A 17,630-nucleotide genomic window follows, 5' to 3' on the forward strand; every position below is an offset into this window, starting at 1 on the left:
TTGATGCCATTCATCGGTATAAACATAACTCATAAAAAAGGTGCCTATTTTATAGGCACCTTTTTTGCAGCTTGTCTTTTAATATAAAGCCCAGTCTTTTAACTTAACTGCTTAGCAGACTCATCTTAATCAGTTTAGGTAAAATTGGGCTTCTCTACGGTCACGGTATCATTAACGGGCAGTAACACAATGAAACGGGTACGGCCATTATAAGTGTCGGTACGAATGCGTCCATTATGGGCTTCAACGATTTGGGCAACCAAAGATAACCCTAAGCCAGATCCTTTTTTCTGCTGTTGCAAACGCACGAAAGGACTAAATATCTCCTCTCGCTTATCTAGCGGAATCCCTTTACCCTGATCAATGACTGCCAATACTGCAAAGTTAGGTTCAATAATTGGCTCTGCTTTGGGTCGACGCAGACGCTTGGTAAAGCCAATTTCATTAAGTTTTGAGCCATCGGCTTTGGCCTTGTTATTGCCTTTATCTTGTTCTTTGGACGCCACTTGACCAGTAGTCAATGATGATTGCCCCTCGCCATTTGAAGTAGCTAACTCTGTACCACCATTTTGATCTTCAACGGCTAAACTGCTTAATGAGTCTGATTCTGTGTCGCTATCAGGACCCTTGGTAGCCGTAGACTGATCCTCTAAAGAGTCGTTTAATTCTCTGGTAGCCTCAATCTTGGCTGCTTCAATTTGATCCAATAGCTGCTTCGGAGGATAGAGCGCCTCTTCTTGCGCAACCACACCGTATAAGTGCACTTCAATAGGAGGCTCACCATGAATCAACGCATTATTTAATAGATTGCGAATCAAGTGAATTAACAGTTTAGGCTGACCTTCAAGAACAAGAGATTTACCGTATAAAGTGGCTTCAGGATAGTGCTGACACTCTTGGTTAACCAATTCATAGAAATCAAAACGCTCATTGTTCTGCGCCGCATGACCAGCATCAAGTCGACTGACTAACAAGATACTTTCTACTAAGTCATTTAAACCAGTTAAGTCACGGTTAACGGCTTGAGCTCTTTTGTGGAATTTAGCCTGAGTTTCTTCAGACATTTCGCTGGCCAGCATCTCCATCATCTCGATTTGCAAACGAATGCGAGTGATGGGGGTACGTAACTCATGCGAGGCATGCGCCAACAATAAATTATTGGCATCAATGAGTTGTTCAATTTTTTGGGCCGCTTGGTTAAAGCCCCTAGCGAGGCTAGCAATCTCATCAGTACCTTTGGCCGGCACGCGCACACTGAAATCACCTTCACCAAGTTTCGCCATCTGCTTACTCATCTGGTCAATACGCCAGGTCATAGAGTGGGCAATCCACCATAAAACAAATGACATTATGGCAATAAGGGCAATGGTACCCGTAAAGATATTAAGCACCGCCCATAACTCTGAACGTTTTGGAGGATTTCTTGGCTCATACAGTAGCGTATAGCCACGATCACTCATTGCCTGAACGTTAACTTGATCGGTCGAGAAGAAGGCCGGCAACATACGTGAGATGAAAGAGGGGTCATCTGGCAATGTTTTCGGTAAATCACTGTCGTCGGTCTGAATCAGTAAATGACCGTTACGATCGTACAGTCCCATTTTTGCCTGCAATGATTCATCAAAAACATCAAAGCTCTTTTTGATGACTGCCAACATAAAACGAGCCTGCAATAACTCATTCATGGTGGTGGCATTGTCGAGCTCATCCACGAAAGGATCAATTTGGCTAACAATTTGTTTGGCCAGCACTTCCCATCGCGCATCGGCTGAATTGTTGTGCACCAGGTTCATTAGTGTAACCATGGCAGCAGCGAATAAAACCAAGGTCAAAACGACGCTGGTAAAAAGCTTACTAAAGACGGAGGTAAAAGCAAATCTAGGGGTACGAGGCATAAGGGAGATGTCTAATATAAATTGAACCTGCTAAAAATAAGATAGCGATTCAATCCTATAATAAAAATTGAATCGCTAATCCGTTACAACAGCAGGCGTATAAAATTATACTTGGTCAGTAGCAAACTGATAGCCCACGCCACGTACGGTAATGATACGCTTTGGTTGGCGAGGATTGTCTTCAATTAACGCTCTTAAACGAGAGATGTGCACATCGATAGCGCGATCAATGTTGTCTGAGCTGTCATCGTTAGGCATTGCCTGCCACAGTTGCTCACGGTTTAATACCTTACCTGCATGCGTAGCAAAGTAGTGTAGCAATTGAAATTGATGCGTCGTCAAGCGAACAGGTTTATCATCAATAGTCACTTCATGGCTGTCTGGGAACACGCTCAAGCGACCAAATGTTAGACTGTCTGATTGGCTGTCAGCTTGGTTTGGCTGCTCGTGACGACGTAGTACTGCTCGGATACGCGCTAATAGCTCACGTGGCTCAAACGGTTTGGCAATATAATCGTCAGCACCCATCTCTAGTCCTAGGACGCGATCAGTAGTGTCACCTTTTGCCGTTAGCATCACGATAGGCACTTTATTGGTTTGAGTGTTTTTGCCACCTCGAATTTTTTGACAGACTTGCATGCCATCCATATCTGGTAACATCAAATCTAAAATAATTAAATCGATAGCGCGCTCTTTGGCGTCTAAGATATCCAAACCTTCTTGACCGGTAGGGGCATGATGGACTTCATAATAGTTCATCGTTAGATAGTCACTAATCAATTCTGCTAAGTCTGGATCATCTTCAATAATTAATATTTGCTTACTCATAGTAGTCCTTAAAATATTCAAAATTTATGTATAAATTATCTGTGGTTCTGCGGGAGTCACAAAGCACTTAGGATCTTATAGTGACTTATTGTTGAATTATAATTTCGGTCATACTAAATGCTTATGAATCCCATTGTTACCTGTATTATAACTATAATGATAAGTCTCTGCCTATCTTAACAATACACAGTTTGTTACTTTTCTTCGCTATTGTTACACAGCTAACGGTATCGTCTCCATAATTGATGAAAACAGACATTGGTAACTATGAAATATAAGGTTCTTCTTTTTTATAAGGGTCTAATACGGGCGTTTTATATCTAGCAGACAGCTATCTTTATAGAACCGCGTTCTCTTTATAAAAGTTATCTTTATAAAAATACCACTCTTTATAGAAAAATAATTAGCTAGTTATTAACTTAGGCCATGCTCAAATAACTGGATTTTATTTACGACTGAACTGTCTCATTAGAGGTGGTAGTAGTAAATCTCATAAGTTTATGCTAAAAATAGCGTTAATCATCTGAGTAAGAATAGCAACAAACGATTACTTAAAGCGCGACCGGCGCAGTAAGCAGTTTAACATCAAAACTGTTTAGTAATCACAGTGTCTGTGTTTGTGATAGTTAGCTGTTTTGATAGTTGTGTTACCGTCCTGTGCAAAGCGCATAGGGCTTAGTTTGGCTCAATTACTGGCTACTAGTTTCTATCTGTGCTATCAACTTATAAATGCCAAATCCTCAGCAGGAGCCACTAAATATTAGCTAATTAGATATCAGTTGCTAGGTATCAGTCATTAAATGTTGAGAGGTTAATGTCTAAAACGGCGACAGCAAGTTGATAACAACTGCTCAGATGAATATTTACACAAAATAATGATGCGTTTTTATGAGAATGAGCTATTATTTTGTTTTAATAATTTTAAGTGGATAGGTAGAGTATGTCTATTGCACCAAATAGCCCTCGTGCTAATACAGTGACAGCAGTCAAACCCAATAAATGGTCAGCCGCAGTAAAGGTTTTTCACTGGGGCAGTGTGTTATTGCTACTTGTGGTATGGGGCATGATAACCTTGTATCAAAATTCGGATGGTGATACCTATCTGAATTTACACCGAGCGTTCGGGGTCAGCATGTTGTTTTGGATGATTGCCAGAGTAATTAGTCGAATTATCAGTCCCACGCCAGCAGACGTGCCAATGCCAAAATGGCAGACTACTGTTTCGCATCTGACTCATTTACTGCTTTATATCTTATTATTTGCTATGCCAATTTCAGGTATCTTAATGACTTGGTATGGAGGACGTAGTATTGATATGTTTGGTTTATTTGAGTTGCCTAGTATATTAGTCACGGATCGTGGTCAGGCTCGCTTATTTAACAACCTACATACGAATGTGATTTGGACCACGCTACTGGTGTTTACGGCATTGCATATTTTAGGAGCCTTGCAACATCAATTTATTAAGAAAGATAATATTATCTCTAGGATAAAATAATAATTTTAGTTGTGGTTCTAAAGCCATAAGCCACAAAAAATCGCCTCTTCTGAGGCGATTTTTTATGAGTAAACAGTTTGTTTTAGCTGAAAATGAGAAGTCAGTACTATTTAGCGTCTGGCAAGTTAATGTTCATTTCTAACACGTCAAGATTATCTTCATGACGATGATTGATGTTCACATCATTAATTTGTACGCCATTGACATACTTATTGACCACTTCAAGAATTTCACGTTTCATCTTTTCAATGCGGTCTGCCGTTAAGCGAGAGTTTAGACGGTTTTCACTGGCAACAATAACTTTCAGTCGTTCAGTAGCTGTATTGGCACTACCAGAGCTCTTGGTCTCTGGGCCAAACAGGCTACTCCAAAATCCTCTTTTCTTAGACATCCTTAACCCCCAAACCAGCGTTGTAAGAAACTCTTCTTCTTAACATCAATGTGACGTAATGGTCTTTGTTCACCTAAGAAACGAGCAACGATGTCGTCGTAACACTGACCGGCGATAGAATCTTGGTAATGAATAACTGGCTCACCATGGTTAGAGGCTTCAAGAACACTATTGCTTTCAGGAACCACGCCAAGTAAAGGCACTTTTAAGATGTCATTAGAGATGGTATCAATGTCCATCATTTCTTTAGCAGCAGCACGTTCAGGATTGTAGCGGTTAATAACCAAATGCTCACGAACCGTACCTGTGCCTTCTTCTACTTTCTTAGTACGGCTTTGTAAAACACCGATAATACGGTCTGAGTCACGTACAGAAGAGATTTCAGGGTTGGTCACAATGATAGCTTCATCAGCATGATACATCGCAAGCTGAGCACCACGTTCGATACCAGCAGGAGAATCACAAATGATATAGTCGAACTGTTTAGACAGCTCTTCAATAACTTCTGCCACACCTTCATCAGTCAATGCGTCTTTATCGCGAGTCTGACTGGCAGGAAGAATGTATAAATTGTCTAGCTGCTTGTCTTTCACCAACGCTTGCTGTAAACGCGCGTTACCCGAAATGACGTCAACGAAATCGTAAACAATTCGGTTTTCACAGCCCATAAGCAAATCAAGGTTACGTAAGCCCACATCAAAATCGATGACGACTGTTTTATGACCACGTAATGCTAAGCCTGCAGCAAATGAAGCGCTGGTCGTAGTTTTACCGACACCGCCTTTGCCTGAGGTAATTACAACGATTTTTGCCACTATGGCATACTCCTATAAATTTGAAAATGGACAATTCTTATTTGCCCATCACTAAAATGAATTTGGACACACTGCGCAGCTAAATTTTCAGCCGAATGTATAGCAAAATCTTATACAGCACAAAGCGACCCAATAAGTCAAATTTTGTGCCATTAGATTATCACAGATAAGTTTGAAGTAACAGCATTCGCTTGATTATAAAGGCGTAAGCATTGATGTGTGTGTGAATTTAATACGTGTTTTTATTTCTGGCATATTACTGAGAACTGCTCATAAAAGTTTATTGCCAATAATAATTTCTGAGCAATGTCAATAAAAGTCCTGTGTAGGAGATAAATGTGACCGGCTCTTAGGAACAAAAAGCCCATCAAGTATCACTTATCCCCATAACAATGTATTGTAAGATTCTGTTGGCGCTACCTAAATAGCCAAATTAGCTTTCCTTGATTATTTCAAAAACCAAGCCTTGACCTTCAACGAATCTCACCTGAACTGGTTTATCAATCATTTCTGCAGGAATATTGTCGTTCAGACAATAAGTACCGGCAACAGACACTAATGAGGGATTAAAGCGCTGACAAAAAATACGAGCGTCTTTGTCCCCCGTTGCACCTGCTACCAAACGTCCTTGGGCACGCCCATAAACATGAAGGCTATTGTCAGTAATGGCTTCAGCACCGTTATTGACACTATCGGTTAACACTAAATCTCCGCCGACATGGTTGATGCTTTGTCCTGAACGCAGCATTTGATCATAGAAAAGCGTGGTCATGGCATCGGCTTCAATAAAGTCAGAACCGCTTCCATTACGATTGCTTTCAGAGGTAACAACCGTTTCAGCTATGCCATTCTGTTCTTTGGCTGGTGCTTCAGTTTTAAGAGGTGCTTCTTTAGGGTCATGGCCTTGCGAGCTATTAGGCACTGCAGTGCTAGCAACAGTAGACTGTTTTTTGCTCGGTCTAAGCAGTTCGATACGCTTTCCATCTCCTGGAAATATGGCGAGACGTAATGCTTTCGCCGCCTCATCAAGGATACCGGTTACCACACCAATAGGCTGTAGGCCCCAAGACCAAAAAAGATCCACTAAGCTATCTAAATCTTGTTCTACATCGCTATCAATAATGACCGGAATTTGACTGCTCTTATTACTCAAAGTATCTGCTAGATACGCTTCAATCTCACTAAGATTGGCGGTTTCAAGTTTGATGCGAGTAAAAGTCAGCATCTTGCCATACATTTTTAACGTTGAGTTAACCTCTGTAGAAGCTGTCATAACGAATCCTTAAAGAAAAATAGCAAGTTTTTTAATAGTTTATGTTAGGAGTTTTGAGATTTTATGGTCTTATTTTCATGAGTGATTATTATAATTATAAGCTATAGATGCAAATACTTTTGATGTTTCCACTGTTGAACTTTGACCTGCTCTTCAAAGGCATTTAGACCATCATTGACGATAGTGGCCACTAGCGCATCCAGTTCCGGATTTTGTAAATCAATATTGGCCACGGTTTGGGCGATTTCATCAATTATGGCATCGGTAATATGGCTTTGGGTTAAATGCGAGAATAAAGTTTGAGTGATATTTTCACCAATATTTTGGCTAATGCTGTGTAGTTGCCCTTCGATCAGACTCCCCGCTATAGGTATCATGCGCAAATAGCGTCTCAACTCTGGGGTATTGTTTAAGGCCTCTTGAACCGCGACGCCAACCTGAACTGAAAGCTCTTCGGTGGCTTTGCTTTGGGCCAGTTGTCTTAACTGCGGGCCAAGCTCTTGTTTGAGTATAGAGGACACCATCGCTTGTATTTGCGGACGATTTTTATTAAAGGTCTCTTCGATAAAGCGTTGATTGGCTTTTTCATCCGCGAACTGTTGACGCAAATTGTCAGTCGCAGTCAAGATGACGCGGTCAGAAATCTCTTCAAATATAACATCATAATAAAATTTGCCACTATCAATCCATTTTTGTGGCAAGACTTGATAGCCGAGTTGATAGAGTTTGCGACCAATAAAAAAAGCACGCAATAATCGTAATGCTCGAAACTGAGGGAAACAGCCAAGCACTTCGTACCAATGCACAAAGGGGAAGAAAAACCAGCGACTGTATTCTTTGCCAATAATAGACAGTAGCCAGCGAAAGGCTAACTCTGCAATTAAAAAAATAGTAAAAAATCCACCCAGTACCCTAAGAGGGTGATGGATATTGTCTACATAAAATAGCAATTGTTGTGATAGATTTAGCCAGTCAGCCACTTGGCTCATGAACTTACTCATTAATAGTAAGTCAAGGCTGATAATACTTAGATCAATCACAATGACCACCAACATGACAATATCATATAATAAAGCCAGTCTGACAGCAGTCTTACTTCTTAAGGGGTTTTCTGGTGATTTGATATTAGGGTCAATATTGCTTGGCGGCGATGGGGTGTTATTTTGGGGGTCAGTCATGCTTTTGCTAGCCCTTTATATTAAGGTATGGTCAAGTCAATAGCGACTCAAGGCTACGATTACTTGCGACTTTAGACCTCAAGTAACTGTAGCCTCGACAATAGAAAATAACAGTAATTATAAACGGTTAAGCTTATAAAGGCTTAGGAGAGTTTTCAAAATCAGCTTTCATGCGTGAAATTTGCTCGTCTTTATTGCGCCAAATTTCATCCAACCAAGCATACATAGTCTGTTTCATGGCGTCATCATTATTATAGTCACCTTCTTCGATAGCAGTGAATAAGGCCTGTGGAATGTCAATACGCTGTACATGTACCCCCAAACGCTTAACATTACCTTTCCATAAGTCAGTATAAGAGGGGCTACCATCAGGATAGACAATCGTCATGTCCAAAATACCATCGATCTGAGGCCCTAAAGCTTGGATAGCCAATGAAATGCCACCGGCCTTAGGCTTCAACAGATTTTTATAAGGCGACTTCTGAGCATCTCGTTTTTCTGGAGTAAAACGAGTCCCTTCTAGATAGTTCAGCAAAGCAAAAGGTTTGTCTTTAAGTAGCTCGCAGGCACGTTTTGCTTCTAATATGTCTCTATCTTTTAGTTCTGGGTGTTTAGCAATCTCTTCTTTAGTATGACGCTTCATCATCGGAAAATCTAAGAAGTAAAAAGCTTGACCAATGAAAGGAATGTAAATCAGATTGAATTTAGTAAAGAAGCGGGTAAGGGGTAGGCGATCTTGGCTGATGTATTGAACCACACTGGTATCTACCCAAGACAAGTGATTACTGATTAACAGGTATTGCTTGTCTTCCTCAAGGTCATCAGGAAGCTCGATACGCCAATCTCTTTCAGGTAACACACTATCAATTAACTTATTATTGGTTTCAATCCAATGTTTAGTAATTTTGATAACGCTTTTATCTGCCACACTTGAGCCAGTAGCGACTTTAGTGGCCCCTAATAACCATAACGGAACGCCAATGGTGAATGTATTGGCACCAATGACCCCTGCAGCAGTAGCAAAAGAAGCCGCTTTACCGATAGAGGGTGCCTTAGTATGCAATTTTTGATATATGTTTTTTATTTTGTTTTTCATAGAAAAGACCGTTTGGGTGAGTCAAAAGCATAGTTTAGGAACATATGAGCCAACACGCCCTTAGCTTAATAAATCGCTAAATAGCCCCTTTATAATAGGCTAAATATAGGCGTGTTAAAACTTTAAAGCACAGGGCTGTGGAAAACAGTACTTTGGAAAATAATATGAATCTTGTTTATCCAGTGCAGTTTACGATTGTAAACCAAGATTCGCTATCATAACAATGACCATCATTAATATATAGAGATTTAAGCGTCAAATATCTTTTTAAGGCTACTCGATGAGATGCGGGTTAATTAGATGGGTCAGTAAGATGGTAATTTAGTGAGAGTATCAACAACTTTAAAGAGACAGCCGAGCAATGTCATTTAAGTAGATGCTAAAAGTGCAAAAACTAATTATCACTAATACCTTTCTCTACTTATCGAAAATAAGAATAGAGGACACAAAGTTGAGGTTTGTAAGCGATAAAAGCGTTAGATAATGCATAGATGTCATACAGCAAAACCACAAATTATTACATATTAGCGTATTGAAAAAGGCATAATAATTCATGAAACATTTGCTAACTTTATTAAGTGAATCTTTCTACAATAATGATTGTTATACAATTATCACACCAAATACTGTATGGTAATCGCATCTTTTTTACTATATAAGACGCTGCTTATTAGGCACTTGATTGCGATGTTAGTTGGTTCGATGTTACTATAAAAATAGCTGAGCTAATTATAGAATATAGTCAGTTTTGTAGAGCAGAGTCCGTTAGACAAATAAAAATTACCTTTTTAAAATTTAAGGAACGATTATGAATAACAAATTAATGATTGCTGCATTGGCATCTTCACTAGCTCTAGCAGGCTGTGCAACAGATCCTGCTACAGGCCAACAAACTGTTCATAAAGGCGTACTAGGCGCTTTAGGCGGCGCTGCTGCTGGTGCAGGTATTTCTAAAGTAACTGGCGGTGACAAAACAGGTCGTGATGCTGCTATCGGTGCTGTTTTAGGTGGTGCTGTTGGTACATATATGGAAAACCAAAAAAGACAGCTTGAACAGCAAATGGCAGGTACTGGTGTAGAAGTTAAGCATGACGGTCAAGGTAACATCGACCTAATCATGCCTGGTAATATCACGTTTGCTCATGATAGCACCAACATCAACCCATCTTTCTACAATACGCTAGACAAACTGGCTTCTACTATGAACCAGTATAACCAAACCACAGTAACAGTAATGGGTCATACAGATAGCGTTGGTAACCCAACTTATAACCAAGGTTTATCACAGCGTCGTGCTCAATCTGTTGCCGGCTATTTAGTAAACCGTGGTGTTTCAGGTGCACGTATCCAAACTCTAGGTTATGGTCAGAGCCAACCTATTGCTGATAACAGCACTGAGCAAGGCAGAATGCAAAACCGCCGTGTTGAAATTAAATTAAATGCACCACAAAACCTAAGATAATAACGAATTAAGCAGTTTGCTTACTCGATATTACAGATAGGTGTTAAGTTAACGGATTCAAAGATATAGTTAACTAAACCAATAAAATAAGCCGACAATAATTGTCGGCTTATTTTTTTTCATAGGGTTTCTAATGAAGGTAATAAAGGGTCTATTAGTTTATAGGCAGATACCCTTAATTTTTTATTGATAATGGTTATCAATACTATTATACTTATCCTTCATTAATGCTGTTTATATTAACTTATAGTGTTATAAGTTAAAAAAAACTAATGTTATTAATCAGGGTTTCTGATAGCTCATCGCTATTATCACTCCCTCACTTTAGATACATTATTCTGAGAATACCCTATGGCTTTAGCAATGACGAGCAACTTAATTAGACCAAAAATAAATACTGTATTGATGTCAGCTCTTATAACAACTTTAGCATTATCAGGATGCTCAAAAGAAAAAGACGATGCTGCACAAAGTAATCAGGAAGTAGCCGTCGAAAATAATGCTCAAAAAGGAACCGCTACCGTTGCAGGAGATGAAGCCTCTGTTAATAAACTACTTACCAATTATGCAGACATGGCACAAGCCGCTTATGAAGACTCATTGACTGAAGCCAAAAAATTACAACAAGCAGTAGATGTTTTTATCGCAGATCCGACAGAGGCCAATTTAGAAGCCGCAAGAGCCGCCTACAAAGCAGCGCGCCAACCTTATTCGCAAACTGAAATCTTTCGTTTTGATGAAGGATTTGTTACTGCCAATGATAAGCGAGCTTTGGGTAGTGTTGATGGCTGGGAAGGACAAGTAAACGCTTGGCCACTTGATGAGGCGTTAATTGACTATGTGTCTGAAGGCTATGCGGGTGAATATAACAGCAAAGATAATATTATTAATTCAGACCATATTACCGTAGGCAGTGTCGAACAGGATACCAAAAACATCACGCCTGATTTATTGGCCGAGATGAATGAGATTGGCGGCAGTGAAGCCAATGTTACTACCGGTTATCATGCAATTGAGTTCTTATTATGGGGTCAAGACAACAATGGGACGGCAGAAGGCGCGGGCAATCGTCCAGTGACGGACTATATGACCAATGAGCAATGTACCAGCGGTGAAGGCAACACAGTTGATGCAAGTGTCTGTGCCAAGCGTGGCCAATACTTAAAAGCAGCAACGCAGTTATTGGTTAATGATTTGACCACTATGGTAGCCGAGTGGCAGCCTAATTCAGAGAACACGTTGCGTAGCGATTTAATGGCAAGAAGCTCGAACAACGCTGTACGTCAGTTATTTTATCAAATGGGCAGTTTGGCTCTAGGGGAGTTAGCATCAGAGCGTATGCAGGTTGCATTTGTCACTGGTTCAACAGAAGATGAGCATGAATGCTTTAGTGATTTGACCCATTTAAGCTACGCCAATAATGCCCACGGTATCGACAACGTGTTTAAAGGTCAATATAAGACCGTATCAGGCAACACAGTCGGTAATTATGGTATTAAGCAGTTTCTAATTGATGCCGGTCAACAAGAGGCAGCTGATAAATTAGAGGCAGAATTTAATAAAGTTGAGAAAAGCTTTGATACCATCGTTGAACAAGGCGAGAAAAACGGTATTAAAGTAGATCAAATGATTGCTACGGTTGGGCAGGCGAGTAAACATGATGTTTCAGCGGAAGAACAAAACAAACGCCGAGGCTGGGTAGAATCTGCGATCAATGATTTGAAATCTCTAACAGATGCTATCGAATATTCAGCAAAAAGTATCGGTATTGAAAATCTAGATGCTGACACTGGTTCACAGTTTTAGACAAAGAGTCATCATGACGCTTTGTTCCAATACTATTGAGTGCGTAATTGTATGATAGGTTGCGTGCTGATTTGACGAGCTAATTAGTTAATAAATAAATAAATAGCACAACTACAGGGATAGATGGATTGACACGTTGCCAGTGTAGAATTGGCAACGTGTTTTGGTTAATAGCCCCTAAATTTAAAGTTGTTGTCGGTCCCTTTTATCCAAAACTTTCTTATCCAAAAACCACTTAAGACAAGCCTATGTCATTTCCAGTGAAAAAAAGTTTAGCCCTTAGTTTAGCAACTGCCTTATCCTTAGTTGCAATCAGTGGCTGTCAACAGTCGACAGATAACAAGGAGGAGGGAGTAACGACTAAAGCCAGACTTCAAATCGTCGAAGATCTTGCAGGGGTTCCCTACCAACAACTGGTCACTTTCGATCCTCAAGAGATTAGACAAGGGGGCGATACGGGTATCGCAATAGTTTCAAGTGAGAGTTATTCTAAGCCTTCTTCCAACATATCGGCCTCACGGAAAGGCAACTTTTTCATTGGTAATGCCTTTTTTAAACAACCTTGGGTCATAGCGCCTGCCAGCACAGACAGTCGAGATGGGTTAGGGGCTTTATTTAATGTGGCAGCCTGTCAATCTTGCCACATTAAAGATGGTCGTGGACACGCACCGCTAAATGCTGAAGATGATGCTGATAGTTTGTTAATTCGTTTGGCAATGCCAGCAACTACTGAACAGCAGCGTGAAGCGTTAAAGCAGTCACAAATAGAGAAGGTGGCGCATCCCATATATGGTGGTCAGCTCCAAGATCGGGGTATCCAAGGTGTGCCTGCCGAAGCCAAAGTAGCCGTAAGTTGGACTGATGTACCTGTGACTTTTGAAGATGGTCATGTGGTAAATTTGCGCCGTCCTAATTTTCAATTAAAAAACCCTGGTTATGGTGCTTTTGATGCCGAGTTAATGGTGTCGCCAAGGGTGGCTTTACCTATGATTGGCCTTGGTCTATTGGAATATATCCCAGAACAAGCCATCAAGCGGCAAGCGGATATCAATGATGACGATAAAGACGGCATCAGTGGCAAATATAATTGGGTCATAGATCCCGAAACCAGCAAACAATCTTTGGGTAAATTTGGTTGGAAAGCCGGTCAGACACGCTTAATTACCCAAAATATGAGTGCCTTTAATGAAGATATGGGATTAACCTCGCGTATTCGCCCCGTAGAGTCTTGTACCAAAAACCAACCTCAATGTCTAAAAGCGCCCACTGGCGCAGATGATCAAGGCGATGGTAAGTCGCCGGTGGAAGTGAGTGATGAAGTTGCTAAGTTTGTCGAGTTCTACACGCAAAATTTAGCCGTTCCAGACCGCCGTAATGCTAATGACCTAACCGTATTGGCAGGGAAAAAGCGCTTTTATGATATGGGCTGTCAAAGTTGCCATACTCCACGTTATCAATTACCCAAAGGCAAGGACAATCACTTAGAGCAACAAGGTCAGATTATCTATCCTTATACCGATTTGTTATTGCATGATATGGGGGATGATTTAGCAGACCGCACCATCGCTGGTAAGTTACCTGCCAAAGATGCTCAAGTTGAATTTTTGGCGACTTCGTATGAATGGCGAACCCCTGCACTATGGGGCATTGGGTTGGCTAAGAAAGTAGATTCACAAGCCACTTTCTTACATGATGGACGCGCACGCAGTCCAATGGAAGCCGTACTATGGCATGGTGGTGAGGCACAACCGCATAAACAAAGAGTATTGAAACTAGACAAAAAAGGCCGCGAAGAATTAGAGGCATTCTTAAATTCGCTATGACCTAAAACTTGCGACCAATTTACGATCAATAAAAGCGACTAATTTACTATAGAAGAAATGACCTAGGCCTAGGTCAGTTACCCAAAACAATGAGAATTTTATGAAAAAATATCAACTTACGGCTATGGTGCTCTCTGCTTTAAGTGCCAGTATTTTAATCAGCTGTACCAAGCCCAACGAGGACACCCAAACCACCGCTAAAGAGCAGGACGTCGCGGTGAAAGAAACACCAACGACGCCGAGTGCGAATAGTAACAATACCAATAATGGTGTGAATATTAAAACTATCGATATTGACCCTAATACGGCAGAAAGCTACTTAACCGAGGTGGCCAATAACCAAATCCTTACCGCATATCAAAATGTGGTTGAACAAAGTAGTGCTTTAGGCTCACTTGCTACGCAAAGTTGCCAAACAGGCAGCGCAGTAAGTGGCGAACAGCTAACCGCATTACGTGCTCAATGGTTAGAATTGGCTAAAGCTTGGGCTCAAGCAGAAGTGGTTGGCTTTGGTCCTGCCATGAATAGTATGAGTAATTTATACATTAACTACTATCCTGATGAACGTGGCCTAGTCCATCAAGGGGTCATCGACTTAATTGCCGCAAACCCAACACTGACCGCTGATCAATTAGCATCAGAGAGCGCTATCGTACAAGGTATACCAGGACTGGAGGAAGTTTTGTATGCCAATGACAGCTTAACCAAAGAGCAGTGCCAATATGTGGTCAGTGCCAGTGAAGCCTTAACAGCGAGATTAAGTGATGTGCAAAAAGCTTGGCAGGAGTCTCCTGAGCAACTGTTGGGCATAGGTGGCGATCAAAACAAGACAGGGCTTAACCGCTGGATTAACTCAGTACTGGCCTTAGTAGAGACCACAAAGAGTACCTCATTAGACCAACCATTAGGTATTACGGGTAATAAAAAAGGACATTTGCCAGCAGCCGCCGCAGGACAGAGTCGAGCCATCATTACGGCTAAAGTAGCTGCTTTAAATAAAGCTTTAACTGATCCAGCATTGGTAGCCATTTTGTCTGACAATGGCAATGATACTTTGGCGGATGAAATGTCAACATTATTGGCAGAAGCATCAACACTATTGGCTCAATTACCAGAGGATTTCGCACAAGCGACACCAGATCAGCAAAAAGCACTGTATGAGAAGTTGACCGAGCTCACCCAAGTTATTAAACGTCAATTAATGCCGACTTTAGGAATACAAGTGGGCTTTAACAGTACGGATGGTGACTAATGTCTAATGCTGAGCATCACGCTGCCTTTGTAACCGAAAATACTGGGCTAGCTAAGTCATTGCGTACAGGATTATCTAGTAGTCTTAAGACCTTGGCATTAAGTACGGCGGGAACCATAGCTCTAGTGGGTGCCCATCATTTGGGACGCAAACAATATGATGCTAACGCTCGATTAATGGACTATGTCGAAGGCGTAACTCAGGCTTTATTTATGCCTACAAAGGTTGCTGCTGACACTAAACCATTTATGCCAGAAGTAAGCTGGGTCAGTGGCGTCGCTGATTTAACCAACAATGAGTTCGCGGTCGTCGGCATTGATAGTCAACGCCAGATTTGTTGGCAAACGGCTATGCCAGAGCGTGTCCATGATATTTTAATACAGCCGGATCAGGAGTCTTCTAACGCTAGTGCTACCCATGATAACCGTATTGCTCGGAATAACAGTATTGATGTGGCAGTAATGGGCCGTCGTCCTAGCGAGTGGTTTTGGGTTTTGGCGGCGGATAGCGGTAAGTTACGATATAGCATTAAGGCGGAAGCCAATCGTCATTTTTATGGGCATGCTTGTTATAGCTTAGAGGGCGACCTACTGTATGTGACTGAAAATAATACGTCAGATTTTAGCGGTGTTATCGGTATTTATGACGTTGCATCAGGCTATAAAAAAATAGGCGAGTTTGCCACGCAAGGGATTGGACCGCATGAAATTGTCATGCACCCTGATGGTAAAACCTTGGTTATCGCCAATGGCGGTATTAAAACTGAAAGAGCCTCACGCGAAGAACTGAATATTTATAGCATGCAGCCTTCATTGGTTTATTTAGACCGTCATGAAGGTAAGCTGATTCAGCAAGTATACCCAGCGCACAATCAGATGAGTGTGCGTCATTTGACCATGCATAGTGATGGTACAGTAATAATTGGTATTCAGTTTCAAGGCGAGCGCCATTTAAATGTACCGATGATATTGACCCATCGTTTGGGCCAATCTGAATTTACCGCTTTGCAAATGGATCAAACAAATCCTAATGGTTGGCACCGCTTTCATCATTATATTGCCAGTGTTAGTGTGGATTCTAATCGCAATCTAGTATGTGCTACCAGTCCGATTGGGGGCTGTGCAGCGGTATTTGATTTAAATAGCGGTGAATTAATTGAAAGTGTGGATTTGGCCGACTGTGCAGGGGTAGCTGTCTATCCTTCATCGACTTGGCACAACAGTACTACTGATAAAGCAGAATCACCGACCTTTTTAGTAAGTGATGGACAGGGCGCATTAACCCAAATTAAAGTGAATATACAGACTCGCCCGTTTTCTGTTAAAGTGGAAAAAGTGCAACAGCCTTATGCTTTTGATAACCATCTCAATGTTATTGAAAGGAAATAGGTGGCTATTAACCACGAATTTATAAGCCACTGGCTTATAAATAGATAAACGGCGATGAACCATGTTTACAACAGCTGCGACACATAACAAGACTCAGTCTGAACAGGTGCGATGTTTATATACTGTCATTGAGACTGAACTTAGTCAGGCACAAATACAGCTGAACATAACTCGCAAACGGGTTAAAAATATTAATTTTCGTCTCAAACCCTATCAGCTATCTGTTTCTGCTCCTTATTTTGTCAGTGACGTTGAGATAATCAATGCACTAAGTAAGCGTCTCGACTGGGTTGTTAATCATCATACAGAGTTGCTAAAGCGGCATCAGCAAAAGCAGCAACTGGGTGGCCATCATTCAAACACAAGTTCGAAGAATGGTTTATCGCCTATTAAGCTTTGGGGCGAGACTCAAAATAGAGTAATGAGTGAAGCAGAGCGTCTTCACTGGTATCGCCATGAGCTACAAAGTGTGATGCCTGAGCTATTCCAAAAATGGCAACCCGTCGTTGGTAAAGTAGCCAATGAAACTCGTATTAAAAAAATGAGCACGCGTTGGGGCAGTTGTAATACTAAGGCTAAGCGAATTTGGTTGTCCGTCTATCTACCCGCTTTTCCGCTACCCTGTACGGAGTATGTCATTGTGCATGAACTGTGTCACTTGCATCAAGCCAACCATAGCCCTGCATTTTGGCATGAGGTCAAGCGCTCAATGCCTGATTATAAGCGCTGGCATGATATGTTGGCGGGTAAATCAGGAATCGTTGATTAGTGCTTTTCTATAAACCCATTCAGCTTTTTCTATAAAACAACCTATCTCTATCATAAAACAACCCATAGTCGTTCAAATTGCAGAACTGACGATTTGTCGGGTTTGCGCTCGTTTCATAATAGATTAATTTCTGAATCAGTTTCGGTTATTCTTCAA

The 17,630-nt window shown here is 41.1% G+C and carries 14 protein-coding genes; 7 read left to right on the forward strand and 7 right to left on the reverse strand.

Features of this window, described 5'->3' with window-relative positions; translation table 11 throughout:
- Window positions 1-134 precede the first annotated feature (134 nt).
- Complete coding sequence (locus LK453_RS05655) at window positions 135-1,895, reverse strand: sensor histidine kinase (protein WP_201537629.1); 1,761 nt, start codon at window positions 1,893-1,895, stop codon at window positions 135-137.
- A 105-nt stretch (window positions 1,896-2,000) separates the two neighbouring features.
- Entirely contained in the window at window positions 2,001-2,723 is a 723-nt protein-coding gene (locus tag LK453_RS05660; RefSeq protein WP_007395863.1) for a response regulator transcription factor, read from the reverse strand.
- Window positions 2,724-3,663: 940 nt separating this feature from the next.
- Here LK453_RS05660 and LK453_RS05665 point away from each other — a divergent pair.
- Window positions 3,664-4,221 (forward strand): cytochrome b, encoded by a 558-nt coding sequence (locus LK453_RS05665; RefSeq protein WP_007395862.1) that lies wholly within the window; start codon window positions 3,664-3,666, stop codon window positions 4,219-4,221.
- Window positions 4,222-4,327: 106 nt separating this feature from the next.
- On the opposite strand, the gene minE is transcribed toward LK453_RS05665, so the two are convergent.
- From minE to LK453_RS05690, 5 genes are all read right to left on the reverse strand, one after another.
- Entirely contained in the window at window positions 4,328-4,612 is a 285-nt protein-coding gene (minE, locus tag LK453_RS05670) for a cell division topological specificity factor MinE (protein ID WP_007395861.1), read from the reverse strand.
- 2 nt (window positions 4,613-4,614) lie between these two features.
- Window positions 4,615-5,427 (reverse strand): septum site-determining protein MinD, encoded by an 813-nt coding sequence (gene minD / locus LK453_RS05675; protein WP_007395860.1) that lies wholly within the window; start codon window positions 5,425-5,427, stop codon window positions 4,615-4,617.
- Window positions 5,428-5,860: 433 nt separating this feature from the next.
- Entirely contained in the window at window positions 5,861-6,700 is an 840-nt protein-coding gene (gene minC, locus LK453_RS05680; RefSeq protein WP_201537633.1) for a septum site-determining protein MinC, read from the reverse strand.
- 101 nt (window positions 6,701-6,801) lie between these two features.
- Window positions 6,802-7,878, reverse strand: coding sequence for a hypothetical protein (locus LK453_RS05685; RefSeq protein ID WP_201537635.1), 1,077 nt, complete (start codon window positions 7,876-7,878; stop codon window positions 6,802-6,804).
- A 133-nt stretch (window positions 7,879-8,011) separates the two neighbouring features.
- Complete coding sequence (locus LK453_RS05690) at window positions 8,012-8,974, reverse strand: acyltransferase (protein ID WP_007395857.1); 963 nt, start codon at window positions 8,972-8,974, stop codon at window positions 8,012-8,014.
- Window positions 8,975-9,782: 808 nt separating this feature from the next.
- On the opposite strand from LK453_RS05690, the gene LK453_RS05695 reads away from it, so the two are divergent.
- From LK453_RS05695 to LK453_RS05720, 6 genes are all read left to right on the forward strand, one after another.
- Window positions 9,783-10,436, forward strand: a complete 654-nt coding sequence (locus tag LK453_RS05695) for an OmpA family protein (RefSeq protein WP_007395856.1) — start codon at window positions 9,783-9,785, stop codon at window positions 10,434-10,436.
- Between the two features lie 351 nt (window positions 10,437-10,787).
- A complete protein-coding gene (locus LK453_RS05700; RefSeq protein WP_201537637.1) occupies window positions 10,788-12,242 on the forward strand; it encodes an imelysin family protein in 1,455 nt (484 codons plus the stop codon).
- A 248-nt stretch (window positions 12,243-12,490) separates the two neighbouring features.
- Window positions 12,491-14,065, forward strand: a complete 1,575-nt coding sequence (locus LK453_RS05705) for a di-heme oxidoreductase family protein (RefSeq protein ID WP_201537639.1) — start codon at window positions 12,491-12,493, stop codon at window positions 14,063-14,065.
- A gap of 100 nt (window positions 14,066-14,165) precedes the next feature.
- A complete protein-coding gene (locus tag LK453_RS05710; RefSeq protein WP_201537641.1) occupies window positions 14,166-15,317 on the forward strand; it encodes an imelysin family protein in 1,152 nt (383 codons plus the stop codon).
- A complete protein-coding gene (locus LK453_RS05715; protein WP_201537643.1) occupies window positions 15,317-16,705 on the forward strand; it encodes a DUF1513 domain-containing protein in 1,389 nt (462 codons plus the stop codon). Before LK453_RS05710 ends, LK453_RS05715 begins: the two co-directional genes overlap by 1 nt.
- 61 nt (window positions 16,706-16,766) lie before the next feature.
- Window positions 16,767-17,474, forward strand: a complete 708-nt coding sequence (locus tag LK453_RS05720; protein WP_201537645.1) for a M48 family metallopeptidase — start codon at window positions 16,767-16,769, stop codon at window positions 17,472-17,474.
- Window positions 17,475-17,630: the final 156 nt, after the last annotated feature.

It is taken from the genome of Psychrobacter sanguinis (genome assembly GCF_020736705.1).
GTDB classification, from domain to species: domain Bacteria; phylum Pseudomonadota; class Gammaproteobacteria; order Pseudomonadales; family Moraxellaceae; genus Psychrobacter; species Psychrobacter sanguinis.

Excerpts from the sequence above, each read along its gene's own strand:
- LK453_RS05655 (WP_201537629.1), bottom strand. The coding sequence starts at position 1,895 with ATGCCTCGTACCCCTAGATTTGCTTTTACCTCCGTCTTTAGTAAGCTT.
- LK453_RS05660 (WP_007395863.1), bottom strand. The coding sequence starts at position 2,723 with ATGAGTAAGCAAATATTAATTATTGAAGATGATCCAGACTTAGCAGAA.
- LK453_RS05665 (WP_007395862.1), top strand. The coding sequence starts at position 3,664 with ATGTCTATTGCACCAAATAGCCCTCGTGCTAATACAGTGACAGCAGTC.
- minE (WP_007395861.1), bottom strand. The coding sequence starts at position 4,612 with ATGTCTAAGAAAAGAGGATTTTGGAGTAGCCTGTTTGGCCCAGAGACC.
- minC (WP_201537633.1), bottom strand. The coding sequence starts at position 6,700 with ATGACAGCTTCTACAGAGGTTAACTCAACGTTAAAAATGTATGGCAAG.
- LK453_RS05685 (WP_201537635.1), bottom strand. The coding sequence starts at position 7,878 with ATGACTGACCCCCAAAATAACACCCCATCGCCGCCAAGCAATATTGAC.
- LK453_RS05690 (WP_007395857.1), bottom strand. The coding sequence starts at position 8,974 with ATGAAAAACAAAATAAAAAACATATATCAAAAATTGCATACTAAGGCA.
- LK453_RS05695 (WP_007395856.1), top strand. The coding sequence starts at position 9,783 with ATGAATAACAAATTAATGATTGCTGCATTGGCATCTTCACTAGCTCTA.
- LK453_RS05700 (WP_201537637.1), top strand. The coding sequence starts at position 10,788 with ATGGCTTTAGCAATGACGAGCAACTTAATTAGACCAAAAATAAATACT.
- LK453_RS05705 (WP_201537639.1), top strand. The coding sequence starts at position 12,491 with ATGTCATTTCCAGTGAAAAAAAGTTTAGCCCTTAGTTTAGCAACTGCC.
- LK453_RS05710 (WP_201537641.1), top strand. The coding sequence starts at position 14,166 with ATGAAAAAATATCAACTTACGGCTATGGTGCTCTCTGCTTTAAGTGCC.
- LK453_RS05715 (WP_201537643.1), top strand. The coding sequence starts at position 15,317 with ATGTCTAATGCTGAGCATCACGCTGCCTTTGTAACCGAAAATACTGGG.
- LK453_RS05720 (WP_201537645.1), top strand. The coding sequence starts at position 16,767 with ATGTTTACAACAGCTGCGACACATAACAAGACTCAGTCTGAACAGGTG.